This window comes from Halomicroarcula saliterrae, from assembly GCF_031624395.1.
GTDB lineage: Archaea > Halobacteriota > Halobacteria > Halobacteriales > Haloarculaceae > Haloarcula > Haloarcula saliterrae.
Genome location: NZ_JAMQON010000006.1, coordinates 213,179 through 236,344, shown reverse-complemented (window position 1 = coordinate 236,344; position 23,166 = coordinate 213,179). Strand labels below are relative to the sequence as shown.

Genomic DNA, 23,166 nt, shown 5'->3' with positions numbered 1-23,166 from the left:
GCCGAGCGGACCAGATTACTGTCGCCACAGAGATATACCAGTACAGGGCATTGGACATCGACGTGTTCGTCGAGCTGGCGTTGTTGATATACGCCGACTCGGCGCAATCGGACCTGAGTCAGTCGGTTAGGGAGGCTCTGCACGACGACTTGATCACACACCGAGCCAGATGTCTCCTGTTCAAAGACATCCACGACATCCAGCGGGACTACCGTGACAACGATGTGACGCCGGTTCTGGCACATCTAGAGGAGACAGAGGACGCAGCAGCCGTAGCGACGTTTATCGACGACATCGCGAACCGGTTCTCGTACTCGGCCGATAGCCGCGGTTCGTACCGGAACGCGCTGCTGTCTCTGGAACGTCGCCCCGACTCAGTGGTCGAGGAGATATCCGGACAGATGGGCTTTTGAGCCGATCTGTGATTGCATCACACCCCTCGGAATAAATTCAGAAACTGAGAACTTTAATTACGTATGAAAGTAAACATGACACTATGATAGACGAGGACCAGATGTTACGGGTGTTGAGTTACCCCAGAAACAGAGTGATACTCAAGCTACTCAACGAAGAAGCCCGTGCCGTCCACGTGTCCGAACTGGCAGGACAGATAGCTACGAACCATCTGGATGCGTTCGAGCGGGCGCAGACGAGAGAGCAGATTCGCGTCTCTCTTCATCATCGAGACCTCCCGAAACTGGACAGTGCCGGACTGGTGGAGTACGATGTCGAGGAGAACATCGCCACGCTCGACCACTTCGGTGCGGTCAATCCGGAGTGGCTCGATATGGAGTTTTTCGGGGAGCTGCTGTCGCGGTTCCAGGCCGGCGGTGAGACGGATATCGTCGGCGTGGTTCAGGGCCGACAGGACGTCGTTCAGTCCGCCCGGGAGCTGGTGATGAAGGCGGATGAAGAACTGTTTATCATGATAGACGATACCGAGGTGTTCAGAAAATGTTTCGACAGTGTCCAGGCTGCGACCGAACGGGACGTCGACGTAACGTGTGGCACGAGACACGCCGAGTTGCGCGATACCGTCCGCAAGCGGTTTCAGGACGTCACCATCTGGGACCCGCAACTCGACTGGATGAACGCGCCCTCCAGAAACCCTCGGATCGCCAGACTCATCATCTCCGACCGCAACGAGGTCCTCCTCTCTCTCCGGGACGAATCTGACGATCCCGATACCCCGACTGAATTCGGGATACTCGGCGAGGGAAAAGACAACCCACTCGTCGTCCTCGTCCGGGAGCTGCTGGGGCCGCGACTCGACCACCTGGACTACCAGAGTGCTGACTTCCGCAGGGAGCTCCCCTTCTAACAATGCCCGACAAAGCCCCCACAGACGGCGGATTCGAGGGTTCCAGGCCCGAACAGTCCCGGCTCACGTACCGGCTTACGGGCGAGGAACTGACGAGCCACACGGTCCTGCGAGCGGTGTCGACGTACACCGACACCCCGATTCTGGAGCTGCCACCGCTAATCAACGTCGTCGACGTCGAGTTCATAGACGACACCTTCTCCGGCGATAGCAGCGGCCACGGGACCTTCTCGTTCGAGTACCACAGCTGTCTGGTCTCGCTGTCCGTGGACAGTGTCCAGGTTACAGACGTAAGCAGCGCGCCGGGATAGACGACTGCTCGCCGTCGGTTCGGGAACCCAGCCACCTCGGTTCCCGGACGAGCCCCTGGCAGCGACCGTGCTGGTCCGCCGGTTCTGTCCAGTAGCGGTCGGGAACTCCGTCCCCGCCAGCGCGGCAGTCGTCCGCGAGTGAGGAGTCGGCCTCAGTCAGCGGTCGCCGAGTAGGACGGCTCCGCCGTCGCGAGGTCGGGGTCGCCGAGCCAGCTGTGGACGGTGGCGATGGTCGCCCACAGACCGAGCTGGCCGAAGACGACGGTCCAGCGGTAGGCGGCTGCGAGCGCTGCGGGCACCGGCCCGCTCACGGGGTTGCCGGGCGCGAGCGCGACCGGCACGGCGAGCAGTGCCAGCGGGAGCGCCGTCGCGGCGAGGGTGACGGGCGTTCGCCGGTCGGCCGTCCGGCGGTAGGCCAGCCCGCAACAGCCGGCGACGAGCGCGCCGACGACCATCGTCCCGCCGTACCAGAGCATGCGCGTCTCCGTCGGGAGCGCCTGCTCGACGCCCGGCGGCTGTGGCGGGAGGACGAGCCAGGGAGCGCCCGAGACGGTGAGAAAGCCCGCGGCGGCCAGGGCGAGTCGCTTCGTCACGCCGCTGCCGGGGAGTGCGGGCTCCAGAAAGTAGTACGCCATCCCGAAGACGGCGATACCGAACAACAGGCCCCAGAGGACGCCGCCGAGGACGCTCACCGCCGCCGTCGTCAGGTCGGCGACGACGGGACCACCGCCGTGGCTGTGACCGGCCTCGAACGTCTCCAGCCCGGCGGTGAAGCTGTTGCCGACGGTTGCCATGAACAGGCCGTAGGCGAGCCCGCCGGCGGTCCCCGCGAGCGCGCCGCGAGTGAGGTAATCAGTCGGCATCAGTGGCAGGTGATGCCGGCGCCGTGACGGAAGTTGTGTAGCGAGTCGTGGACCATCGGGTCCTGAACGAACAGGAGCGTGAACCCGAGCGCGGCCACGAGCGCGAGCCCGAGGGCCATCTGCGTGCCCGAGAGGCTGCGTGTCGCGATGTCGACTCGACGGCTGACGGTGTCGGTCTCGGCCTGCATTGAAATTCTACTTGTAGATAAAACAAGTTAGTTTGTAAAACTTCCGACCCACTCCGTCGGACAACGAGCCGCGTCAGCGGCTCGCTGTGCTCACTGCTGGGCCGCTGCGTCGATGCGCTCGGCGGAGAGCGCCGACAGCGGGACGACCGACCCCTCGGTCGCCTCGGCGACGGTCTCGGTGAGTGCGGCCCGCGATTCCGTCCCCGCGTCCACGACGACGGTCCGGTCTGCCACCGCGCCGAGTCGGCGGGCGGCGTCGCGGGTCGCAGCGACCGGGCGGTCCTCGGCGGCGTTCGCCCGGCCGTCCGTGACGACCACGGCGACGGCAGCATCGGGCGCCGCTTCGGTCACTACCTCGGCGGCCGTCGCCAGCCCGGCGGGCAGCGGCGTCCGGTCGCCGGTCGGGAGCTCCTTCAGGTGGCGCGCGGCGAGAGTCACGCTGTCAGTCGGCGGGAGCACCACGTCGGCGTCGTCGCCGGCGAAGGTGACGACCGCCACCTCGTCGCGGGCCTGATAGGCGTCTCTCAGCAGTTCGAGCACACACCCCTTGGCGGCGTCCATCGCCGGCCGCATCGACGCGCTGGCGTCGACGGCGAACACCACGAGGGTTCCCGCGTCCCCGTTCCGGACGGATTGCCGGAGGTCACGGGAGCCGACTGCGTCGCGCCCGCGTTTCGCCGCCGCTCTGACGGACGCGGCCGCGTCGACCGCGCCGGCTCCGTCGGTCGGTTCGGTTCTGACGGTCGCGCCCCGGTCGGTGCCGGTCGCGCTGGCGCGGCCGCTCGCGGCGCGGCCATCGGTGTCGACCGCCGGGGGCTCCACGTCGGGACTTGCGCTTTCGCCGACGCCGCTTGGGGACTGGCCCGGGAGCAAGGGTGTCGCCTCGTCCGTCTCGGAGCCGTCGGCGCCCGCATCGGACGCGTCGTCGCCGCCCTCACCGGGTTCATTACCCCCGTCCTGTCCGGCGTCGGCCGGGGCCGACGAGCCACTGGGGTCGCCGCCCTCCACGCCACCGTCCGACCCGTCCCCGGCCGGTGTCTGGCCCGGGGCCTCCCCGTCAGTCTCGGCGTCGCTGGCTTCGTCCCCCTCACTGCGCTCGTCCTCCGGTGGGCTCTCTTCCCGCTCGCCGTCGTCGTCCGACGGACTCTCACTGGCCTCCGGCTCACCGTCGGGCTCTCCGCTCGCTTCGTCGTCGCTCCCGTCCCCGAACTGGTCGTCGAGCACGTCGTCGATGTCGGGCGGCGCCGCGAACGGCTCGGACGCGAGTCGGTGCGGCAGTGCGAACTCGGCGGCGCGTTCGATATCGGGCTCCAGCACCGTGGTCCGACCGTCGAGCGCCGCGAAGGTTCTGGCGGCGCGGGCGGTCGCGATGTCGCCCCGGTGGCCGTCGATCTGTGCGTCCCGACAGAGGGTGGCAATCCGCTCGCGGAACGCCTGGGAGAGCGCCACGTCGGCGAGTAGCTCGCGCGCAGTGGTCAGTCGCTCACCGGGCGAGCGGTCCGTCTCACCCCCATCGTCCGTGGCTCCCGCCCCGTCGCCCAGCGCCCTGTCGATGATGGCCACGCGGTCCTCGATGTCCTCGCAGGCGGTCACCTCGGTCTGGAGGGCAAAGCGGTCCCGGAGCTGTGGCCGCAAGTCGCCTTCCTCGGGGTTCATCGTCCCGACGAGCGTGAACGCCGCAGGGTGGGAGACGGTGACGCCGTCCCGTTCCACGCGGTTGACGCCGCTGGCTGCGGCGTCCAGCAGCACGTCGACGAGGTGGTCGTCGAGGAGGTTCACCTCGTCGACGTAGAGGATGCCCCGGTTGGCCCGCGCGAGCAGGCCGGGGTCGAACTCGGCCTCGCCGGCGAGGGCGTCCGCGACCGACAGCGTGCCGACGAGTCGGTCCCGCGTCGCGCCCAGTGGCAGCGTCACGACCGGCGGTCGCCGCTCCTCTACCGGCAGCTCCTCGCGCTCCCGGCAGTCCGAACACTGCCGACCGGGCGCTGCCGGCGGACAGCTGTACGGGCAGTCCGCGACGGCGCGCTGCTCGGGCAGCAGGTCGGCGAGCGCCCGGACCGTCGTGGACTTCGCCGTCCCCTTCTCGCCGCGAATCAACAGCCCGTCGAGTCCGTCGTCGGCCGCCACGGCGAGCAGCCCGTCTTTCAGGTCCCGCTGGCCGACCACCGACTCGAAGGTGGCCTGCGAAGCCTTTTTGTCCGCAGCGAAAACAACCATACTTGTACTAACCACAACGGAGTTTTAATAACCTTATGCCACAGCTCGGACTCTACACCGCGACGGAGAACGAACTCGGGGCGGTCCAGCGGGCCGCCGGCGAGGTCGAGAGCGACCTCGTCGTGCGCTCGGAGAGCGACCTCGACGACGAACCCGCAGTCGAGTCGTTCGTCGAGGAACTGACAGACGCGACCGCCGTCGTCCTCTGGCTCCACGGGGCCGAGGACAGCATGCCCGGCTACGAGCGGGCCGTTTCCCGCTTCCGCGAGGCCGGCGTCCCGCTCGTCGTGAAGGCTACCGGTGACGCCTTCGCCTACGAGGACACGTCGGTCCCAGACAGCCACCGCGAGACCGTCTACGACTATCTGGAGAGAGGCGGCGCGAGCAACGTCGCCAACTGCCTGCGCTACCTGGTGAGCCAGTACGGCGACGCCGACCCCGCTTTCGACGACCCCGTCGCGCTCCCGACCGAGGGGGTGTACCACCCCGACCACCCGGCCGCGAGCTACGAGGAGCTGGTGGCGACGTTCGACCCCGCGAAACCCACGGTCGCGGTCTGGTTCTACGAGTCCCACTGGACCCACGAGAACACCCGCTACGTCGATGCACAGGTCCGAGCCATCGAGGCACAGGGGGCGAACGCGCTCCCGGTATTCTGCGAGCCCGCGACTGACGCCGAGGACCAGTGGAACGCCGAGCGAGTGACCGAGGAGTGGCTCCTCGACGCGGACGGCGACCCGGTGGTCGACGCCGTCTGCTCGTCGTTCATGTTCTCGCTGTCGATGGACGAGCGGGGCCGCGAGGCCGACGACGAAGGCCAGAGCGCCGAGGACGTGTTCCTCGACAGACTGGGCGTGCCGGTCGTCCAGACCGTGACGACGATGCGTTCGCGCTCCAGATACGACGCCAGTGACACCGGCGTCATGGGGTTCGAGCTCGCTCTCTCCGTGGCGCTGCCGGAGTTCGACGGCAACGTCATCACCCACCCCATCTCGGGGAAGGAGCGCACGGAGGACACCGCCGGCATCGGGAGCGCCCCGAAACAGCACTTCCCCATCGACGACCGCGTCGACCACGCGGCCCGGCTGGCCGTCAACTGGGCGCGGCTCCGGTACACGCCCAACGACCAGAAGCGGGTCGCGGTGGTCCTGCACAACTACCCGCCCAGCGACGACGGCATCGGCACCGCGTTCGGGCTGGACTCGCCCGAGAGCACGGTGAACCTGCTGGAAGAACTGGCCGCTCGCGGCTACGAGACGGGACCGACGATGCCCGACAGCGGCCAGTCGCTGGTCGAACGGCTGACCGACCAGCTCACGCTGGAGGACCGCTGGGTCGCGCCCGAGGACGTGCGCGAACTGAGCGTCGATACGGTGTCGCCGGCCCAGTACGGCGAGTGGTTCGACGCGCTCGATCCGGGTTTCCGCGAGAACGTCGTCGACGAGTGGGGGGACCCGCCCGACCGACCCTTCGCCATCCCCGGCGTCGAGTTCGGCAACGTGCTCGTCACCGTCCAGCCCCCGCGCGGCTTCGGGATGGACCCATCGAAGGTGTACCACGATTCGGACCTCCAGCCGCCCCACGACTACGTCGCCTTCTACCGCTGGCTCCGCAACTCCTACGGGGCCGACGCGGTGGTCCATCTGGGAACCCACGGCAGTCTGGAGTGGCTCCCCGGCAAGACCGTCGGTCTCGACGGCGAGAGCGCGCCGGACCAGCTCGTCGACGACGTCCCGAACGTTTACCCGTACATCGTCAACAACCCCGGCGAGGGAACCCAGGCCAAGCGGCGGTCCTACGCCGCTATCGTGGACTACCTGACGCCGGTGATGGCCAACGCCGGGACGTACGACGACCTCGCGGACCTCGAAGAGCTGGCCGACCGCTACCGGGAGGCCGGGATGGAGGACGCTCGCACCGACGACGGCGAACAGCTCGAACGGCGCATCCGCGAGGTCGTCGACGAGCTGGACCTCGCCGTCGAACTCGGGGTCGCGGGCGAAATATCGGAGCAAGCCGACGTGCGCGGTCCGGCGGAAGCGGGGAGCACGCTCGCCGAGGGCGAGGTGGCGGGCGACGAGGTCGCCATCGACACGCTCGTAGCGCGCGTCCACGAGTATCTCACCGACGTGAAGACGACCCAGATTCGGAAGGGGCTGCACACGATGGGCGAGCCGCCGGCCGACGACCGACTGGTCGATTACCTCGTGGCGCTCACCCGGCTGGAGAACCCCGGCGCGCCCTCGCTGCGTGAGAGCGTCGCCGGCGTCCTGGGGGTGGACTACGACACGCTCCGGAACGCGCCGGGCGAGTACGACGACGCGCTCGGGATGACCTACGCCGAGGCCGCCGACCGCGTCCACGAGACGAGCCTCGACCTGGTCGAGACGCTCGCCGAGCACGAGTTCGACGTGCCGGAGAGCGAACTCGAAGACGGCGACTCGGAGGTCAACATGAACCTCCTCGTCGTGGACATCGACCCGCTCGGGGACGCCCGGGCGAAATCGGGTGCACACGACCAACTGCGCGAGGCGCTCGCCTACATCTGCGAGGAGGCCGCCCCGAGAGTCGCCGGCGCGGCCGACGAGATTCCCCGTACTGCGGACGCGCTCGCCGGCGAGTACGTCCCGCCGGGCGGCTCCGGCGCCCCCACCCGAGGAGGCGTCGACCTGCTCCCGACGGCCCGGAACTTCTACACGCTGGACCCGCGGAAGGTCCCGGCCAAGACTGCGTCGGACGTGGGCAGCGAGGTCGCCGAGGGCGTACTGGAGCGGCACACGCAGGCAGACGGCAGCTACCCCGAGGAGATCGGCGTCGTCGTCTGGGGCACACCGACGGTCCGCACACGCGGCGAGACCATTGCTCAGGTGCTCGCGCTGATGGGCGTCGAACCGGTGTGGAGCGACGCGGGTCGCGTCGAGGACGTCGAGCCGATTCCGCTGGACGAACTCGCTCGCCCCCGAATAGACGTGACGACGCGCGTCTCCGGGCTCTTCCGGGACGCCTTCCCGGCGGCGGCGAGCGTCGTCCACGACGCGGTCGAGGCCGTCGCCGCGCTCGACGAACCCCACGAGATGAACTACGTGAAGAAACACGTCGAGGAAGAGACCGAGGACCTCGTCGCGGACGGGATGGACGAGAGCGACGCCGAGAGCGCGGCGAAAGCCCGCGTGTTCACGACCCGACCCGGCGGTTACGGCGCGGGGACGAACAAGGCCGTCGACGAGGGCAACTGGGAGGACCGCTCCGACCTCGCCGAGGTGTACGTCCAGTGGGGCGGCTACGCGATGGGCTCGCGCGGCACGGTTAGCGAGGCCCACGCGTCCTTCGAGCGCCGGCTCGGGAGCGTGGAAGCCACCGTCAAAATCGAGGACACCGCCGAACAGGACGAGTTCGACAGCTCCGACTGGTACGCGTTCCACGGCGGCTTCATCAGCGCCGTCTCCGAGATATCGGGGACCGAACCCGCATCGTACGTCGGCGACTCGTCGGACCCGGACGACGTGGCCGTCTACACGAACGAGGAGAAGGTCCGGAAGGCGATGCGGGCCCGCGTCCTCAACCCGAGCTGGCTCGATTCGATGGAAGAACACGACTACAAGGGGGCCGGCGACCTCTCGACGACGGTCGACGTGGTGCTGGGCTGGGACGCGACGACGGGCGTCGTCAGCGACACCCTCTGGACCGACGTGGCCGAGAAGTACGCCCTCGACGCGGACCGTCAGGAGTGGCTGCGGGACGTGAACCCGTGGGCGCTGGAGAGCATCACCGAGACGCTGCTCGAAGCTATCGACCGCGGGCTCTGGGACGCCGACGACGAGACGGCAGAGCGGCTGCGGGACGTGAACCTGACCGTCGACGGCGACCTCGAAGCCCGTGCCGGCGCCGCCGACGCTCCGGAGGTGACGAGCGATGACGACTGACGACGGCCGGGACACGAGTGACTTCGAGGCGTACGCCGACCTCGGCGCGACGACGGGCGACGCAATGGAGATCGCCGAGACCAGCATGGACCGCGTGCGCGAGCTCGTCCCCGACGAGACGCTGGGGGACCGCATCCGTCAGAAGGCCGTCCACGCCACCGGCGACCCCGAGTTCCAGTATCTGGTGCGCTTTTCGGGCGCGGACGAATCCGAGGTGGTCCGCGCCGGCGCGCGAGCCGTACTGGACGAACAGCCGGTCGTCACCGACATCACGATGGTCAAGTCGGGTATCACCGGCCGCGGCCACAGCTGCCCGGTCCGGAAGGCCATCGGCAACGGCGCGGCGCTCGCCGCGGAGACGGGGATGACACGCACCGCCGCCTCGGTGCTCGAACTCGACCGACAGGGCGTCTACGAGGGGAGCGTGGCCGTCGTCGGAAACGCGCCGACCGCCGCTCTCGCGCTCGCGGACTGCATCGAGAGCGGCACCCGGCCCGCGGTCGTCGTGGCCACGCCGGTCGGCTTCGTCAAGGCGGCCGAGAGCCGCGAGCGCGTCCGCGAAGTCGCCGACGAACACGGCGTCCCCGCTATCACGACCGTCGGTCGCCGCGGCGGGAGCGGTGTCGCCGCCGGACTGACGAACGAACTCGTCCACGTCGCGAGCGACGCCAGAGACGGCGACCTCCCGCTCGATACGGACGCCCCGGTGGCGAGCGAGCGATGAGCGACGACTACGACCTCGACGCGGGGCCGGACCCGGCGACGCTCGCCGCGTCGGCCCCCGAACCGGCGCTCGATTCGGACGTCGACCACGTCTCCGCTGTCGGTATCGGCCCGGGGAACCCGGAGTACCTGACACCGAGGGGGCGGCGGGCGATTCGGGCGGCCGACGTGGTGGTGGGGTTCGAGACCGTCGTCGACTTCGTCCGCGAGGAGACCGACGCGGAGTTGCTGACCTGTGGCTACCGCGACGAGGGCGAGGCGCTCGCGGCGTTCGGCGACCGCGTCGCGAGCGGCGCGACCGGCACAGCGGTCCTGATGGGCGACCCGAACCACTCCGGATACCAGTTCCTCGGCAAGGTCCAGCGGGCGGTCGACGCGCCGGTTCGGGTGACCCCCGGCATCTCCTCGCTGCAGGTGGCAGCCAGCCGGGCGCGGACGCCCATGGAGGACACCGAGTTCGTGACGCTGCACAAGAGCGGTGACGTCGGGGCGGACCTCGAACGGCTCCGCGACAGCGTCGGCCGGCGCCACCTGCTCGTGCTCCCGCGTCCCTTCGACTGGATGCCCGGCGACATCGCCGAGACGCTGGTCGATGCCGGCGCGTCCCCCGACCTGACCGCGCTCGTCCTGGAACGGCTGACACACGACGACGAGGCCAGTACGCGGACCACGCTGGGCGAACTCGCCGAGACGGCGGGTGGCGACGGCCGCGAGGACACGCCGTTCTCGGACCTCTCTGTCCTGGCCGTCAGAGCACCGACACCGCGGCAGTAGCGACTCCCGGTGACGCCGCCCGTCGGGACGGGCTCGCCCGGGCCGCTCGTTTCACACCGCTGCCTGGCGAACTGACCACAACCTATTTTACGGACCCCTCCATCGTCTAGCCCAAGAATAGTTGGGGTAGAACAAATGAGATTGTACTTCACGGCGGCATGACAACTGAATCGATACTGCTCGTCGGTCGCGACGCCGAGGGGTTCGAGGCACTGGCAGAGACGCACGCCCAGCGGCTCCGGGCACGCACCGACGTCGAGTCCGTCGCGGTCGCGACGTACGAGACCGAGCCCGTCCGGGAGCTTCGCGACACCTTCGAGGCGATTCCGGCCGACACGGTGTACGCTGTCCCGATGTGTGCGGCACACACCCACGATACGACGACCGAGGTTCCGGCCGCGCTCTCGTACGTTCCCGGGACCGTCCGCTACTGCGAGCCGCTGGGCCAGAGCCCGGCGATAACGGACGTGTTGGCCGAGCGAGGCAGGGAGCAGTTAGCGCCCGGCTCGGACGCGTCGCTGGTGCTCGTCGGCTTCGGCAGCAGCTCGAAACCGTACCAGCAACAGACGACTGACTACCACGCGACGCGCCTGCGCGAGCAGTCGGGCTACGAGGCGGTGCGTACGTGTTACCTCCTCCAGAACCCGGCCGTCGAGTGTGTCCGCTACAACGTTCCGACGGACCGGGCCGTCGCCGTCCCGCTGTTTCTGGGCCGGAGCGAGGCGACCGAACGACGGATTCCGGCCGCGCTCGAACTCGCTCGCGGCGGTATCGAGTACGCGGACCCGCTGCTCGACCACCCCGGCGTGACCGACGCCATCGCCGCCGAGGTCGAGAAGCAGCGCGCGCTCGCCGCCGACGCGTCGTCGCCGGTCCGTTCCTTCGAGGCGACGCTCACGGCGACCCAGCAGCCGGTCGCGACCGACGGGGACGGCAGCGCGCGGTAGCTCGCTGTAGACTTATCACCGTCGGCCCGGGACCAGCGGTATGGACGTCTTCGTCTATGGCACCCTCACCGAGCCGTCGACGGCCCGGCGCGTGCTGGACCGGTTCGCGTTCCGCGGCGACGCCGAACTCGACGGCCTCCACCGGGTCGAGGGCCGGTATCCCACGCTCGCGCCGGGAGGCACGTGCGAGGGTCGGATTCTCAGGACGCCGGACAGCGACGCTCTCGACCGATACGAGGGCGTCGACCGGGGGTTGTACTGCCGACTGGCGATACCGCTCGCTGACTCCGGCACGGTCGAGTGTTACGTCGGGGACCCCTCGGCGCTCGGCGCCTCGGCGGCGTGGCCCGGCAGCGGCCCGTTCGCCGACCGCGTCGAGCAGTACTGCCGGAGCCACGACGTGGTCGTCGAACTCGCCGGGAGCAAGTGATTACAGATATCTGTTACAGACGGACGTTACAGCGAATGCCCGTCTCCGCACGACGGGCAGTACAACACCCCGTCCTTGATAATCAACATCGCGTTCTCGCACTTGCTACAGCGACTGCTCAACGAGAGCCCGTCTATTTCGTCGGTCACTGCCGAGAGAGTCGTCTCGATGCAGTCGATGCGTTTCTCCGTTTCGACGAGTCGTTCGACCATCTCTCGTTCGGAAAGCGACTCGGCCACTGACTGTCCTTCCATGCTCACGTGTTCACTCTCCGCACAGATAGAGACCGCACCTAATCTGTGCACGTGGTAGCCAATCGACCGTTCCTGCGGAGTACGTCGATATCACCGGTCCACAGCGTGTCCGTTTCCGCCGCTGGACCGTCGAACCGTTAGGCCAGTTTCCGCTCGGCTTCGGCCACGCTGGTCGCCGTCTTCCCGTCGTAGCCCGCCTGCCGGGACCGACGCTGGAAGGCGTTCTCGGTGACGGTGCTGGTGTCGTCCGCGACGACGCGGACCACGTCACTGACGCCCATCTCCTTCAGTTCGACCTGTGCCTCCTTTATCGGCTTTGCCGCCTCCGGCGACGGCGGTGTGAACTCCGAGATATCGTTGATGATGCGGAACCCGTCGTCGAGTGACGCCGCTGCCTCGACGGTCTCGTCGGCAGCGGTCCGCATCTCCTCGGCGGTGAGCGTCCCGCTGAACTCCAGATACAGCGTGCTCGCAGTTCTATCGGCCCGAATCTCGTAGCTCGCGTCGGCGTTCTCGCCGGACTTGGATACCGTGGACATTGTACTATGATAATTCATGCCTCTGCACGTATAACTACACAGCCTAACGGCCGTGAACGGGGCTCTCAGGCCATGGGGGCCAGCCTTCTGTGCCCCTCGGCGACAGCCTGTGGCCGGCCGGCACCCGACAGCGGCCCGGCGGTCCAGTCGCGTGAGGTGACGGCCCCGTTCCAAAGTGTTTCAACGGCACGTATCCTACATTCAGTGACATGTACTCCGAGTGCCTCCCCGACGCCGCGAACGGGCCCGGTCGGACGAGCGACGGACCGTCTCGGAACGCCGTGACGGCGGCGGGAGCATGCTGAACCCCCTCCGCGTCGACGCGGCCGTGGACCTGGCCTACGGCGGGCTGATACTGCTCGCTATCGCCCTCATCGCGACCTTCGAGTTCGGCATCGGCATCGCGTTCGGTCTGGGCGTGTTCTCGGCATACCTCCTTCACGTCGTCTGGAAGATGGCCCGGTTCGACCCCGACTGGATGACGGCGGTCCTCGAAGAGACAGTCGAGCACGCGGTGGACGACTCCGTCGGACGCGCCGTAGACGACACGGTCGAGCGGGCAGTGGACGATTCGGTGGAACGAGTGGTTGACGATTCCCTGGAAGAGGCGATGGGTGTGAAGGTCGAACAGCAGGTGGACGAGACCATCGGCGACCAGCTCGACACGGTGCAAGAGCAGGTGGAGGCCGTCGACGACCGCCTCGCGGGCCGCCACAGGTCCGACGGCAGCGAGAGCGCGGCGACTGACAGCGGGACCGACGGCGGCGAGTGACTGCGGGGCGCTCGACCTGCTCACCGGACGATAGTGACCGGTACCTGGGCGCGACGGAGCACGGTTTCGGCGACGTTACCGACCAGGAACCGGTGTGTGGCGCGGTTCCAGTCCTCGCCGTGGCTCCCCAGCACGACGGTCTCGTAGCCGTCGGCGCGGTCGAGGATGTTCCGCGCGGGATGGCCGATGCCGACGCGGGTGTCGACCTCCCGGTCCCGTTCGGCCGCGATTTCGCGAGCCCGGTCGAACACGGGGTCGGCTCGTTCGCGTGCGGCCTCGCCGACGTCCTCTTCGAGCGCGAGCCCGACGGCGTCACCCATCATCATCGAGGGGGCCCCGACGACGTGCAACACGGTGATATCGGCCTCTGGATGGTTGTCGAGCGCGTACGCGAGGGCGTGACCGGCCTGTTCGGAGTCGTCCATCGGGACGAGAATCCGTGAGAGCATGGTTGCACCGAGGGGCCGTACACCTAAGCATCCTGTCACGCGACGCCGGGAAAGAGCCGGAAAAACCCGTAGGCCAGCCCGGTCGACATCGACGGTCCGATGACCCACATCGAGAGGTACTTGAGGACCGCACGCGGGTTGAACAGCGAGCGGGCGTCGAGGACCGGTTCTGGCTCCGGCTCGCCGATGGGAGCCGCCGACCGCTCGTCGGCTTCCCCGACCGTGATGGCTGCGGTGGTGATCTCGTGGCCTTCGGTGTTCCCGGTGACCGCCCCGCGGACGGTTATCGGCCGGGTGGCGCGGCCCCAGCCGATGCCGACGATGGTCATCACCGTCGCCATCACGAGGCTGATCGGGATGCCGATCCACGAGAGCAGGGTCGTTATCGTCGAGGCGGTCACCATGACGAAAAGCGCCGCGAGCAGCGGGATGTCGCTCAGCTCGCCGCCGACCGACTCCATCGTTCGACGGGCGATGGTGAACCCGCCGAGGCCGATGGCGACCGTCGCGAGGAGGATGCCGATATCGGCGTCGAGACCGCCCCCACCACCGACCAGCGGCGCGGCCGCGTTCGGGACGTTGCTCGCGCCGGCCGAAAACGCCATGTAACAGCCGATGGCGAGGACGACCGTCGTGGTCACCAGCTCGGTCCGGGTCGTGTTCGGCCCGAGGGCCGGCGTGGGGAGCCCGCTCTCGCGGTCCAGTACCAGCAACGGTCCTTCGGACTTCTCGATTCGGACGCGGCGGTTGACTATCGGATAGACGTAGCGGCCGATCGTCGCCCCGATCCAGAAGCCGATGACGGGCGTGACGACCCACCACGAGATTATCTCGGCGATGGTCCGGTAGTTCAGCGTGTCGGTGGCCAGTCCGAGCCCGGCGATGGCGCCGACGGTCGTCATCGACGTCGGCACCGGGACCCCGAAGAGGTTGGCGACGAGGATGCCCAGCCCGATGAAAAAGAGGACCGCGACGCCGGCCGTCAACGAGAGTTCGGTGGTGATGATACCCTCGCTGAGGGTCGTCATCACGTTCCGTCCCACGGTCCACCCGCCGAGGAACACGAAGAGAGTCATCACCCCTGCGGCCGTGGTTTTCCTGACGATTCGGGCGCCGACTGACGGCCCCCAGGTGATGCCCGTAGAGGAGCCCCCGATGTTGACGCCGACGAACAGCGCGGCGACGATGCCGACGCCCAGCACCAGTTCGACCATCTATCGTACTAGGGGTGGCGCGACGGGATAAGCGGTTGGGCGTTTGACACGGCTGCCGGCTGAAAACTGGCATCCCGACCGGCGCTCGGTCACTGTACTCGGTAGGGAGCGCTGTTCGGGAACGGGCCGAGTGTGACCACCTCGGCCCGTGGCACACGGGACGGACTGCGAGCAGCATGTCAGAGGCACGCGCCCGACCCATTGGTTCACTCAATATGGCCTGTAATAAACTTTGGTACTGGGCGCGGCCGACTACGCGGCCGTGAGAACCTCGTAGACATCGTTGACGACGTACAGCAGGCACAGCGTGGCAAGGACCGGCCCGGCCAGACCGATGATGAGCCCCACGGCCAGGTACACCCAGAGCCCGGCAGTCACGAGTACGGCAGCTATCGCCAGCAGCACCACGAGTTTCAGCGCCCGGGCGACCGCCTGGTCCATTCAGCCCACCTTCTCGGCGGTCGGATAAAAAGTGTATTCGTTCACACGCAGCCGGCTCGCGGAGGGGCGGTGGCGCTCGCCCCGACTCCGTCGCCGGCGCCGCCCCGCAGGGGGCGGTCGAACCGGCGGCCGGCCACAGTGGGTACCTCTGACAGCCCTCTGTATACGGCATCGACGTTTCGACGTAGAGACACAAAAAGAACCCAGTTACTCGGTAATTATCGAACGCGCTGCGGGAAAAACCGGGCAGGGGCAGTGCCCGGATGGGACACAAACGGGCTCGGTCCCGGCACAGAGGTGTGGGTGAAGTGGTTTTGCGATGGACCGTAGCCCATGTGGGTGTGCTTGCCCCTCGGATAAACGCTTTGTGGTGACAAACGGCTGACTTGTGTGGCTCGCCGGCGGGGAGCTCCGAGTCGGGCGCACTGACCGAGCAGACGGGGATACGCGGTGTGGCGCTGGTCTCGGTCCGCGTGTACGATTGACGACCGTCGGCCTCATCCCACCCGTAAACGCGTGGGCTTTCGACTCGCTATCGCTGTAAGGTATCCCGCATTTATGTGCCGAAACAGTATGATATGTCATGCAACCTCTCCTCTCTGTCCGTCAGTCCCGCCCCGTCGCTGGCGGTTCCCCGTCTCGCGCTTCACCTCTCTGTGCTACCGAAGAACGTCGACGCGGGACACTCACAGGCAGTCGAGAAACGGCGCTATGATCGGTGTTTCGACCGAACCCGGGTCGTTGCTCTATCTGGCCTATATCGTCGGGTTCGGCGCGGCGGCGACGGCCTGCTTCGTGAGTGTCGGGCGCGCCCGGCTCATCGAGGACCCGGACACGCGGCGCGGGCTCGTCTGGTTGCTGCTCACGAGCGGCAGTTGGGCAGTGTTCCAGACGGCCTATCTGGTCTTGCCGTCACCACAGCTCAGGGAAGTCGCGTACGTGTTCGGGCTCATCGTCGGCCTCGCCACCGTCGGTCCCTGGCTGTACTTCTGTTCGGCCTACACGGGACGCTCGCTGCACCGCAGCCCGACGATTCAGCGTGGCGCCGTCGTCGTCTTCCTCGCCATCTCGCTGGTGAAGCTCACGAACCCCGTCCACGGGCTCTACTTCACCGCCACGGTCGCGACCGAACCGTTTCCCCACCTGGCGATTCAGAACGGCGTGTTGCACTGGGTGGTGCTCGGGCTGGCGTACGCGCTCTCGACCGTGGGCTATTTCATGCTGCTCGAACTGTTCTGGCAGGTCGGCCACGACGCGCGCCCCCTCGGCGTGCTGGTCACGCTCACCGCCCTGCCGGTTCTGCCCGACCTGGTCGGCGTGTTGCGCCCCCAGCTCCCGGAAATAACGTACGAACCTATCGGTGTGGCCCTCTTTGCCGTCGGCCTGCTCTTCCTCTATCTCGACGACTTCCAGGTCATCCAGTTCACCGAAGGGCGCGACGACCCCGTCATCATGCTCGACGACGACAACCGCGTTCGGGAGTACAACGCGCCGGCGAAGGAGCTGTTCCCCGACCTCGAAACCGACGTGCCCATCGACGACGTCGTACCCAACGTGACGAGCCGGGTAAGCGGGACAGCCGACGGCGTGCTCCAGGTCGAGCGCGCGGGCGGACTGCGCTACTACCAGCTCACCTCGAACCCCTTCACCACCGACCGAAGCCGGCTCGGGCGAGCGGTCACGCTGACGGATATCACGGACCGCGAGAAACACCGCAGCGAACTGGAACGCCAGAACGACCGCCTCGAGAAGTTCGCCCAGACGGTCTCCCACGACCTCCGGAACCCCCTCAACGTCGCTATGGGGCGGCTCAACATCGTCCGGGAACGGACCGACAACGAACATCTGGAGTCCGTCGCCAGCGCCCACACGCGGATGGAGCGCCTCATCAACGACCTCCTCTCGCTGGCCCGTCAGGGCCAGCCGATAACCGAGACCGAACCGGTGCACCTGTCGGCGGTGGCCCGCGACTGCTGGGAGGTCGTCGCCACCGCCGACGCGGAGCTCGTCGTCGAAGGGGACCTGTCGTTCGAGGCCGACCCCGACCGCACGGAGCAACTGATAGAGAACCTGTTCCGGAACGCCGTGGAACACGGTTCCACGAGCAATCTGACGCAGTCCGATGACGCTATCGACCACGGCGGCGACGGTGTCATCCGGGTCGGCCCACTAGACGGCGGGCACGGCTTCTACGTCGCCGACGACGGCCCGGGAATCCCCGAGGCCGAGCGCGACCAGGTGTTCGAGTACGGCTACTCGACGGCGACCGACGGGACCGGCTTCGGACTGGCTATCGTCGCGGAAATCGCCGACGCCCACGGCTGGGATGTCGGCGTCGTCCCGAGCGAGGCCGGCGGAGCGCGCTTCGAGATCACCGTTCGCTGAGTCGGGGCGTTTGGCCCGTCGGTACTACTGACGCGGTCCCCGGAGTCGCCCGGCCGGGAGAGACCCGTGCGAACTGACCGATAGCACTATTATCGGCCCGATATCCCGGCGTGTACTGGAAATCGGACCACTGAACTCTTTTTCAACAGACGAACGGTAAATTCCAGCGCTCGAATGCTGTCGTCCAGAAAACACGTTGTTTATCGTCACTGAGGGAGTCACTGGTAAACAATGGAATATTCTGTTGCCGAGAATACGTCTGTTACCGTCGCCGTAGTCGAGGCCGTGAGTGATAGAGAGGACACTGACCCGACGTCGCTACCGCCCCTCGCTAGCGTGATCGACCCGGAGGCGCTGGACGCGCTGTTTGCGGCCACCGGTGAGACGACGGGCGACCGGCGGGGAACTGTCTCGTTCGACTACAGCGAGTCACATCTCACGATCGTCGACGGCCAGACGGTCGTCGTCGAACCTCAGCTCAAACTGTAGCGGCGTCGGTTCCCGGACGCTATGACCGTCCGACACCGCGGCGCGGCTTTCTGCCGGCTGAGTCGAACTGGCCCCGCTCACTCAGTCGCGCTCCGAACGCGTCCCCTCGAAGGCGTCGAGCCAGCCGCTGACCGCCTGCTTTAGTGCCCCGGTCGTGCTGCCGAGATGCAGTATCTGGTAGCCGTTTCCGGCCTTCTGGTTGACGTCGTCCATTCCGAACCCGAGGCCGCCGACCGGGACGCCGGCTTCTACCGCGCTCGCCCGGACTGTTTCGATAGCCGCTTCGACGTCAGGATGGTCCAGCTCCCCCGGCTGTCCGAGCGACACCGAGAGGTCGAACGGGCCGATGAAGACGAACCCCAGCTCCGGCACGGACAGAATCTCGTCGATGGCCTCGACGGCGTCGGTGGTCTCTATGGTCGCGCCGACCAGCGTCTGTTCGTCCTCCGTGGCGACGTAGTCCTCGGCGAGCCCCCAGCGCCTCGCCCGCGGCGCCGCGAGCCCGCGGTCGCCCGGGCCGCCGTCGTATCGGAACCGCGCCGAGCGGACCGCGCGTCTGACTTCCTCGGCGCCCTCGACGCGCGGGAGGAACACGTTTCTGACGCCGAGGTCGAGCGCCTTGCGGACGAGCGTCGGGTCCGTATCCGGCAGTCGAACGAGCGGGTCGATACCGGTCCGCTCGGCGGCGAGCAGGAGCGTTTCCAGCCGACCGGCGTGCCACGGGTCCGGCCCGCCGTGTTCGAGGTCCAGCCAGACGAAGTCCAGCCCCAGCTCGCCACAGAACTCCATGACCGTCGGACTGTACGTGTTATCGAGGAGCCCCAGGGCGACGGCACCGTCTTCGAGCGTCGCCGGGAGCTCGTTTGCCGTCCGTGGATGTGCCATGGCATAATTGTCGGATTGCCAACCAATAAATATGCTGGGCGCTGTCGGTTCGGTCGTCCACGGAGCTGTGTGGTCTCCGACAATCGGTACCGACCGCCACTCGAACGGTCAGAAGCGGGTGGACGGTGGTGCCAACCGTCCGTCGGCATGCCGCTGACAGCCCTGTGAGTGCCGGCACCGGGAGTCACGGGCGCATCGGAAAAGCTCTTCTGGCCGACAGATTTCGGCGGTGTCACCGCTCACGATGTCGACGACGAGTCGGGCGTGACCAACGCCCGACCCGAGACACACGGGACCCGGACCGAGGGTGTGGTGGGACGATGTCAACAGCAGACAGCGAACGGCGGTCCGCGCCCCAATTTCAGGTTGCTCTAGCCGACGTAATAAACCTTGCCTGCGAGCGAGTACGGTGACTGCCCGAGGCCGCGATTACGCCGTCGTCGTCCGGACGGCGCTTGGCTCCCGGTTCCTTCGGCCCGACCGGCAGCGACGACGGCACTTCCCCCGACCTCGTACTGGAACGGACGCCGGTGGCGCTACACCGACAGGTGCGGCTCGTTCTCGGGGTCCGAGAGCACGTCCCGGACGCCCTGCCGAACCGACTCGTCGCTCGACAGCGAGGGCTCCCAGCCGAGTGCGGCCAGCTTCTCGATGGAGAGACGCATCTTGGGGACGTCCCCGGTCCAGCCCCTGTCGCCGCCGGTGTACTCGTACTCGGGGTCTACGTCCATCTCCTCGCTGACGATGTCCGCGATACGGGTCACCGACGTGGTCGTCCGCGTCCCGAGGTTGAAGGTGTTCATACTGCCCGTCGCGTGCTCGACGACGTGACACATCGCGTCGACGCAGTCGTCTACGTGCATGTACGATTTCTCCTGCCGGCCGTCGCCGAGGATGGTCAGCGACTCCGGGTCCTGTGTCAGTTTGTAGACGAAGTCGGGGATGACGCCGGCCCCGTATCGCGGGCCCACGATGTTGGCAAAGCGGAAGTTCCACACGGTGAAATCGTGGCTGTGAGCGTACACCGAGAGGAGCCCCTCCTCGGCGAGTTTGGTCACGCCGTAGACGCTAATCGGTTCCAGGGGCGCATAGTCCTCTGGCGTCGGACGGGGGGCCTCGCCGTACACCGTCGACGAGGAGGTAAACAGGATGTTGTCGACGCCGACCTCGTCCATCCGCTCCAACAGATTGTACGTCATCGTCTCGTTGACCTCCATCTGCTCGCGCGGGCGGTCGGTGTTGACGTACTTGTCGGCGGCCAGATGGAAGACGGCGTCTACGTCTTCGGTGACGACGTCCGCGACGACGGACTCGTCCGTGATATCGCCTTCCACGACCTCTACCTCGTCGGGAAGGGAATCGGCGATGCCGTTCGAGAGGTCGTCGACGATTCGTATCTCGTTGGCATCAGCCAGCCGCTTCGCTAGCTGGGAGCCGATGAGGCCGGCTCCGCCGGTGATGAGTATCCGCTGGTTCCGGAGTTCCATAATATAGCGGTCGCTGATTCGCGTAAAAAACGTGTTGATGTCTGCTTCTCTCCGGCTGGAGAGGCCGTGCCAGTTACCGGCTGGAACGACTGTCGTCGTCGCTCGGGGCAGCCCCGTGCTTCGACAGGTACAAATTATTGGCTCGTGATGGTTGTATTATGCCAACACGGCGGCGACAACAACTCATCATCGGCCAGTTGGCCTGGATGCTCGGGGCGCTCTTGCTGTTGGTCTTGCTCCGGTCGTTCTCCCACGAGCTGTTTTTCGTCCTCTCGTTCATCGGCTTCCTGGTCGTGGTGGAGCTCACCGCTTCCTTCGCCGTCCGGCCCGTCTGGCGACGCCGCCTCAGGTGGATTATCGCCGCCGGACTGGTCGTGTTCGCCGTGATAGTCGCTCGTCGAATCGTCGCTATCCTGCCGACGGGGGTGGCGTAGTGTTCCGAGACCGCTCGGTCCCCAGGCTGCTCCTGCTGGCTCTGGTAGTCACGCTCGCGGTTACAGTGGTGGTCGTCGCCGGGACCTCGGCGTCGCCGTTCAGCGCGTACAACACCGACTGGAACGGGACCTCGGAGATGCGAAGCTCCCTGCAGTCGATGGGTACCCAGACCACAGTCGCCCGGGGTCCGGCCACGTACGACGACGTCGGCGGCGAGGGGACGGTCGCCTTCGTGCTGTCGCCATCGGACCCCGAGCGCGGCGAGCGCACCGCCCTCAGAGAGCACGTCCGCGACGGGGGGACACTGGTGGTCGCGGACGACTACGGGAGCGGCGGCAACGACGTCCTCGCAGCCGTCGGGGCAGAGGCGCGAATCAGCGGCGTTCCCCTGCGGGACGAGCGGCGGGCCGGTCCTAGCCCCGCTTTCCCGCGTGCCACGGCAGCTACCGACCACCCCTACACGCGAAACGTCAGCGGGCTCATGCTGAACCACGGGAGCGTGGTCACTCCGGGCGACGCCACGACGTTGTATCACTCCTCCGAGTTCGGGTATCTCGACCGGAATCGAAACCGGGAACTCGACGCGAACGAGTCGCTGCAGTGCTACCCCGTCGTCACAGTCGAACAGGTGGGCAACGGGACGGTCCTCACGGTAAGCGACCCGAGTGTCTTCCTCAACTCGATGCTGGACCGCAGCGACAACGGCGGGTTCCTCCGGGCCGTGGGCGGGAGCCACGAGCGAGCGGTCGTGGGCGTCTCCCGCGCCAGGGCGACGCCGCCGCTGATTCGACTGCAAGTGTTCTTCCAGCAGTCGGGGGTGGGCGTCATCGTGGCGGGCACCGTTTCGACGCTCCTCCTGTTTACGCTCTCGACGCGGCCGGACCTTCGCAGCAAACTGGTCCGCCGCGGTGAGAACCCAGCCGCTGTGCCGCGACTGACGCGGGAGGACATCGCCGAGACCATCAGCGAACGCCACCCGGACTGGGACGCGGAAACCGTACAGCAAGTTACAAACAACTTGATATCATACCGTCGTCAAACGGAAACTAATGACTGACCCCGAGTCACTGGCTGCGAACATCGCCGGCGAGATGTCGACCGTTCTGGTCGGCATGGACGAGTTGATCGAACAGTTGACCATAGCCCTGCTCACGCGCGGGCACGTGTTACTCGAGGGCGTGCCCGGGGTGGCGAAGACGACCCTGGCTCACACCTTCGCACAGACGAGCGGTCTGACGTACAATCGCGTGCAGATGACCCCGGACATTCTGCCGTCGGATATCACTGGGAACAGTGTCTACCGCGTCCAGACGGGGGAGTTCAACGTCCGAAAGGGGCCGGTGTTCGCGAACGTGGTCGTCGCCGACGAGATAAATCGCGCCACGCCGAAGACCCAGTCGGCCCTGCTCGAGGCGATGGCCGAAGGACAGGTGTCACTGGACGGCGAGACCTTCGAGCTACCGGACCCGTTCATCGTCATCGCGACACAGAACCCGATCGAAATGGAGGGGACCTTCGACCTGCTGGAGGCCCAGCGCGACCGGTTCCAGCAGAAACTGACCGTGGACCTGCCGGATGCGGACATCGAACGGGACCTCCTCGACCGGTTCAACGGCTCCCCGACGATGGGCCCCGAGGATATCAGCCCGGTAGTTCCGGACGGGGCGATCCATGCGGCGCGCGAAGCAGTCAAAGACGTCCACGTCGAGGACGTGGTCCTCGAGTACATACTGGATCTGGTCGCAGCCTCGCGAGACCACCCGGACCTCGACCACGGTGCGTCGCCGCGTGGCTCGCTGGCGCTGCTCCAGACCTCGAAGGCCCGCGCCGCCGTCCACGGACGGGACTACGTCACCAGCGACGACGTAAAACAGCTCGCCGAACCGGTTCTCAACCACCGGTTCGTGCTCACAGTCGACGCGGAGCTCAGTGATACGCCACCGAGCGAGATACTGTCGGATATTCTGGGTTCGGTGAACCCGCCCGAGGGGAAGATGTCGTCGCAGGCACCGGACGCCGCCAAGACGCCCGACCAGTGACCCGGAGGGCACCGAGCCGCGTGACGTCGGCCGCGTTGTTTTCAGTCCCATATTCAGATATGATAATTTCAGGGGCGGTG

23 protein-coding genes and 1 pseudogene are annotated in these 23,166 nt (G+C 67.1%); 14 read left to right on the top strand and 10 right to left on the bottom strand.

Going from position 1 to position 23,166, the window contains the following annotated elements; all coding sequences use genetic code 11:
• From NDI56_RS19050 to NDI56_RS19040, 3 genes and pseudogenes are all read left to right on the top strand, one after another.
• A pseudogene (locus tag NDI56_RS19050) lies at positions 1-413 on the top strand (hypothetical protein); the annotation flags it as partial.
• Positions 414-496: 83 nt separating this feature from the next.
• A complete protein-coding gene (locus NDI56_RS19045; protein ID WP_310921335.1) occupies positions 497-1,321 on the top strand; it encodes a DUF7344 domain-containing protein in 825 nt (274 codons plus the stop codon).
• A 2-nt stretch (positions 1,322-1,323) separates the two neighbouring features.
• Positions 1,324-1,632: a HalOD1 output domain-containing protein gene (locus NDI56_RS19040; RefSeq protein WP_310921333.1), complete on the top strand. Its 309-nt coding sequence runs from the start codon at positions 1,324-1,326 to the stop codon at positions 1,630-1,632.
• Positions 1,633-1,784: 152 nt separating this feature from the next.
• On the opposite strand, the gene NDI56_RS19035 is transcribed toward NDI56_RS19040, so the two are convergent.
• The 3 genes from NDI56_RS19035 to NDI56_RS19025 all read right to left on the bottom strand — a co-directional run bounded on the left by NDI56_RS19035 (position 1,785) and on the right by NDI56_RS19025 (position 4,900).
• Complete coding sequence (locus NDI56_RS19035) at positions 1,785-2,495, bottom strand: CbtA family protein (RefSeq protein WP_310921332.1); 711 nt, start codon at positions 2,493-2,495, stop codon at positions 1,785-1,787.
• Positions 2,495-2,683: a CbtB domain-containing protein gene (locus tag NDI56_RS19030; protein ID WP_310921331.1), complete on the bottom strand. Its 189-nt coding sequence runs from the start codon at positions 2,681-2,683 to the stop codon at positions 2,495-2,497. Before NDI56_RS19030 ends, NDI56_RS19035 begins: the two co-directional genes overlap by 1 nt.
• Positions 2,684-2,773: 90 nt before the next feature.
• Positions 2,774-4,900 carry a VWA domain-containing protein gene (locus NDI56_RS19025; RefSeq protein WP_310921330.1) on the bottom strand — a complete coding sequence of 709 codons (2,127 nt, stop codon included), beginning with the start codon at positions 4,898-4,900 and terminating at the stop codon, positions 2,774-2,776.
• Positions 4,901-4,935: 35 nt separating this feature from the next.
• On the opposite strand from NDI56_RS19025, the gene cobN reads away from it, so the two are divergent.
• The 5 genes from cobN to NDI56_RS19000 all read left to right on the top strand — a co-directional run bounded on the left by cobN (position 4,936) and on the right by NDI56_RS19000 (position 11,697).
• Complete coding sequence (gene cobN, locus NDI56_RS19020) at positions 4,936-8,823, top strand: cobaltochelatase subunit CobN (RefSeq protein WP_310921329.1); 3,888 nt, start codon at positions 4,936-4,938, stop codon at positions 8,821-8,823.
• Entirely contained in the window at positions 8,813-9,547 is a 735-nt protein-coding gene (locus NDI56_RS19015) for a precorrin-8X methylmutase (protein WP_310921328.1), read from the top strand. Before cobN ends, NDI56_RS19015 begins: the two co-directional genes overlap by 11 nt.
• On the top strand, positions 9,544-10,320 hold the full coding sequence (locus tag NDI56_RS19010; protein WP_310921327.1) for a cobalt-precorrin-7 (C(5))-methyltransferase: 777 nt from the start codon (positions 9,544-9,546) through the stop codon (positions 10,318-10,320). Before NDI56_RS19015 ends, NDI56_RS19010 begins: the two co-directional genes overlap by 4 nt.
• 158 nt (positions 10,321-10,478) lie before the next feature.
• Entirely contained in the window at positions 10,479-11,267 is a 789-nt protein-coding gene (locus tag NDI56_RS19005) for a CbiX/SirB N-terminal domain-containing protein (protein WP_310921325.1), read from the top strand.
• 40 nt (positions 11,268-11,307) lie between these two features.
• Positions 11,308-11,697, top strand: coding sequence for a gamma-glutamylcyclotransferase family protein (locus NDI56_RS19000; protein ID WP_310921324.1), 390 nt, complete (start codon positions 11,308-11,310; stop codon positions 11,695-11,697).
• A 26-nt stretch (positions 11,698-11,723) separates the two neighbouring features.
• On the opposite strand, the gene NDI56_RS18995 is transcribed toward NDI56_RS19000, so the two are convergent.
• The gene (locus NDI56_RS18995) at positions 11,724-11,951 is read right to left on the bottom strand and encodes a hypothetical protein (RefSeq protein WP_310921323.1); all 228 of its coding nucleotides are present in this window, start codon (positions 11,949-11,951) and stop codon (positions 11,724-11,726) included.
• Positions 11,952-12,088: 137 nt separating this feature from the next.
• Positions 12,089-12,490, bottom strand: coding sequence for a hypothetical protein (locus tag NDI56_RS18990; protein WP_310921321.1), 402 nt, complete (start codon positions 12,488-12,490; stop codon positions 12,089-12,091).
• A gap of 220 nt (positions 12,491-12,710) precedes the next feature.
• On the opposite strand from NDI56_RS18990, the gene NDI56_RS18985 reads away from it, so the two are divergent.
• Positions 12,711-13,262, top strand: a complete 552-nt coding sequence (locus NDI56_RS18985; protein WP_310921320.1) for a hypothetical protein — start codon at positions 12,711-12,713, stop codon at positions 13,260-13,262.
• 20 nt (positions 13,263-13,282) lie between these two features.
• On the opposite strand, the gene NDI56_RS18980 is transcribed toward NDI56_RS18985, so the two are convergent.
• The 3 genes from NDI56_RS18980 to NDI56_RS18970 all read right to left on the bottom strand — a co-directional run bounded on the left by NDI56_RS18980 (position 13,283) and on the right by NDI56_RS18970 (position 15,366).
• Entirely contained in the window at positions 13,283-13,711 is a 429-nt protein-coding gene (locus NDI56_RS18980) for a universal stress protein (RefSeq protein WP_310921319.1), read from the bottom strand.
• Positions 13,712-13,746: 35 nt separating this feature from the next.
• Positions 13,747-14,925 (bottom strand): inorganic phosphate transporter, encoded by a 1,179-nt coding sequence (locus NDI56_RS18975; protein WP_310921318.1) that lies wholly within the window; start codon positions 14,923-14,925, stop codon positions 13,747-13,749.
• A gap of 252 nt (positions 14,926-15,177) precedes the next feature.
• Positions 15,178-15,366, bottom strand: coding sequence for a hypothetical protein (locus tag NDI56_RS18970; protein ID WP_310921317.1), 189 nt, complete (start codon positions 15,364-15,366; stop codon positions 15,178-15,180).
• Between the two features lie 711 nt (positions 15,367-16,077).
• Here NDI56_RS18970 and NDI56_RS18965 point away from each other — a divergent pair.
• Together NDI56_RS18965 and NDI56_RS18960 are read left to right on the top strand one after the other, a co-directional pair.
• Positions 16,078-17,751: a sensor histidine kinase gene (locus NDI56_RS18965; protein ID WP_310921316.1), complete on the top strand. Its 1,674-nt coding sequence runs from the start codon at positions 16,078-16,080 to the stop codon at positions 17,749-17,751.
• 231 nt (positions 17,752-17,982) lie between these two features.
• Entirely contained in the window at positions 17,983-18,240 is a 258-nt protein-coding gene (locus NDI56_RS18960; RefSeq protein ID WP_310921315.1) for a HalOD1 output domain-containing protein, read from the top strand.
• An 81-nt stretch (positions 18,241-18,321) separates the two neighbouring features.
• Here NDI56_RS18960 and NDI56_RS18955 read toward each other — a convergent pair whose 3' ends face one another.
• Positions 18,322-19,125, bottom strand: coding sequence for an HpcH/HpaI aldolase family protein (locus NDI56_RS18955; RefSeq protein ID WP_310921314.1), 804 nt, complete (start codon positions 19,123-19,125; stop codon positions 18,322-18,324).
• A gap of 536 nt (positions 19,126-19,661) precedes the next feature.
• A complete protein-coding gene (locus NDI56_RS18950; RefSeq protein ID WP_310921313.1) occupies positions 19,662-20,612 on the bottom strand; it encodes an NAD-dependent epimerase/dehydratase family protein in 951 nt (316 codons plus the stop codon).
• A gap of 158 nt (positions 20,613-20,770) precedes the next feature.
• Between NDI56_RS18950 and NDI56_RS18945 the strand changes: the two genes are divergently transcribed.
• The 3 genes from NDI56_RS18945 to NDI56_RS18935 are packed head-to-tail and all read left to right on the top strand — an operon-like array spanning position 20,771 to position 23,086.
• Positions 20,771-21,046 carry a DUF8044 family membrane protein gene (locus NDI56_RS18945; RefSeq protein ID WP_310921312.1) on the top strand — a complete coding sequence of 92 codons (276 nt, stop codon included), beginning with the start codon at positions 20,771-20,773 and terminating at the stop codon, positions 21,044-21,046.
• On the top strand, positions 21,046-22,104 hold the full coding sequence (locus NDI56_RS18940; RefSeq protein WP_310921311.1) for a DUF4350 domain-containing protein: 1,059 nt from the start codon (positions 21,046-21,048) through the stop codon (positions 22,102-22,104). Before NDI56_RS18945 ends, NDI56_RS18940 begins: the two co-directional genes overlap by 1 nt.
• Positions 22,097-23,086: an AAA family ATPase gene (locus NDI56_RS18935; RefSeq protein WP_310921310.1), complete on the top strand. Its 990-nt coding sequence runs from the start codon at positions 22,097-22,099 to the stop codon at positions 23,084-23,086. Before NDI56_RS18940 ends, NDI56_RS18935 begins: the two co-directional genes overlap by 8 nt.
• The last annotated feature ends 80 nt before the right edge of the window (positions 23,087-23,166 follow it).

Excerpts from the sequence above, each read along its gene's own strand:
- NDI56_RS19045 (WP_310921335.1), top strand. The coding sequence starts at position 497 with ATGATAGACGAGGACCAGATGTTACGGGTGTTGAGTTACCCCAGAAAC.
- NDI56_RS19040 (WP_310921333.1), top strand. The coding sequence starts at position 1,324 with ATGCCCGACAAAGCCCCCACAGACGGCGGATTCGAGGGTTCCAGGCCC.
- NDI56_RS19035 (WP_310921332.1), bottom strand. The coding sequence starts at position 2,495 with ATGCCGACTGATTACCTCACTCGCGGCGCGCTCGCGGGGACCGCCGGC.
- NDI56_RS19030 (WP_310921331.1), bottom strand. The coding sequence starts at position 2,683 with ATGCAGGCCGAGACCGACACCGTCAGCCGTCGAGTCGACATCGCGACA.
- NDI56_RS19025 (WP_310921330.1), bottom strand. The coding sequence starts at position 4,900 with ATGGTTGTTTTCGCTGCGGACAAAAAGGCTTCGCAGGCCACCTTCGAG.
- cobN (WP_310921329.1), top strand. The coding sequence starts at position 4,936 with ATGCCACAGCTCGGACTCTACACCGCGACGGAGAACGAACTCGGGGCG.
- NDI56_RS19015 (WP_310921328.1), top strand. The coding sequence starts at position 8,813 with ATGACGACTGACGACGGCCGGGACACGAGTGACTTCGAGGCGTACGCC.
- NDI56_RS19010 (WP_310921327.1), top strand. The coding sequence starts at position 9,544 with ATGAGCGACGACTACGACCTCGACGCGGGGCCGGACCCGGCGACGCTC.
- NDI56_RS19005 (WP_310921325.1), top strand. The coding sequence starts at position 10,479 with ATGACAACTGAATCGATACTGCTCGTCGGTCGCGACGCCGAGGGGTTC.
- NDI56_RS19000 (WP_310921324.1), top strand. The coding sequence starts at position 11,308 with ATGGACGTCTTCGTCTATGGCACCCTCACCGAGCCGTCGACGGCCCGG.
- NDI56_RS18995 (WP_310921323.1), bottom strand. The coding sequence starts at position 11,951 with ATGGAAGGACAGTCAGTGGCCGAGTCGCTTTCCGAACGAGAGATGGTC.
- NDI56_RS18990 (WP_310921321.1), bottom strand. The coding sequence starts at position 12,490 with ATGTCCACGGTATCCAAGTCCGGCGAGAACGCCGACGCGAGCTACGAG.
- NDI56_RS18980 (WP_310921319.1), bottom strand. The coding sequence starts at position 13,711 with ATGCTCTCACGGATTCTCGTCCCGATGGACGACTCCGAACAGGCCGGT.
- NDI56_RS18975 (WP_310921318.1), bottom strand. The coding sequence starts at position 14,925 with ATGGTCGAACTGGTGCTGGGCGTCGGCATCGTCGCCGCGCTGTTCGTC.
- NDI56_RS18970 (WP_310921317.1), bottom strand. The coding sequence starts at position 15,366 with ATGGACCAGGCGGTCGCCCGGGCGCTGAAACTCGTGGTGCTGCTGGCG.
- NDI56_RS18965 (WP_310921316.1), top strand. The coding sequence starts at position 16,078 with ATGATCGGTGTTTCGACCGAACCCGGGTCGTTGCTCTATCTGGCCTAT.
- NDI56_RS18960 (WP_310921315.1), top strand. The coding sequence starts at position 17,983 with ATGGAATATTCTGTTGCCGAGAATACGTCTGTTACCGTCGCCGTAGTC.
- NDI56_RS18955 (WP_310921314.1), bottom strand. The coding sequence starts at position 19,125 with ATGGCACATCCACGGACGGCAAACGAGCTCCCGGCGACGCTCGAAGAC.
- NDI56_RS18950 (WP_310921313.1), bottom strand. The coding sequence starts at position 20,612 with ATGGAACTCCGGAACCAGCGGATACTCATCACCGGCGGAGCCGGCCTC.
- NDI56_RS18945 (WP_310921312.1), top strand. The coding sequence starts at position 20,771 with ATGCCAACACGGCGGCGACAACAACTCATCATCGGCCAGTTGGCCTGG.
- NDI56_RS18935 (WP_310921310.1), top strand. The coding sequence starts at position 22,097 with ATGACTGACCCCGAGTCACTGGCTGCGAACATCGCCGGCGAGATGTCG.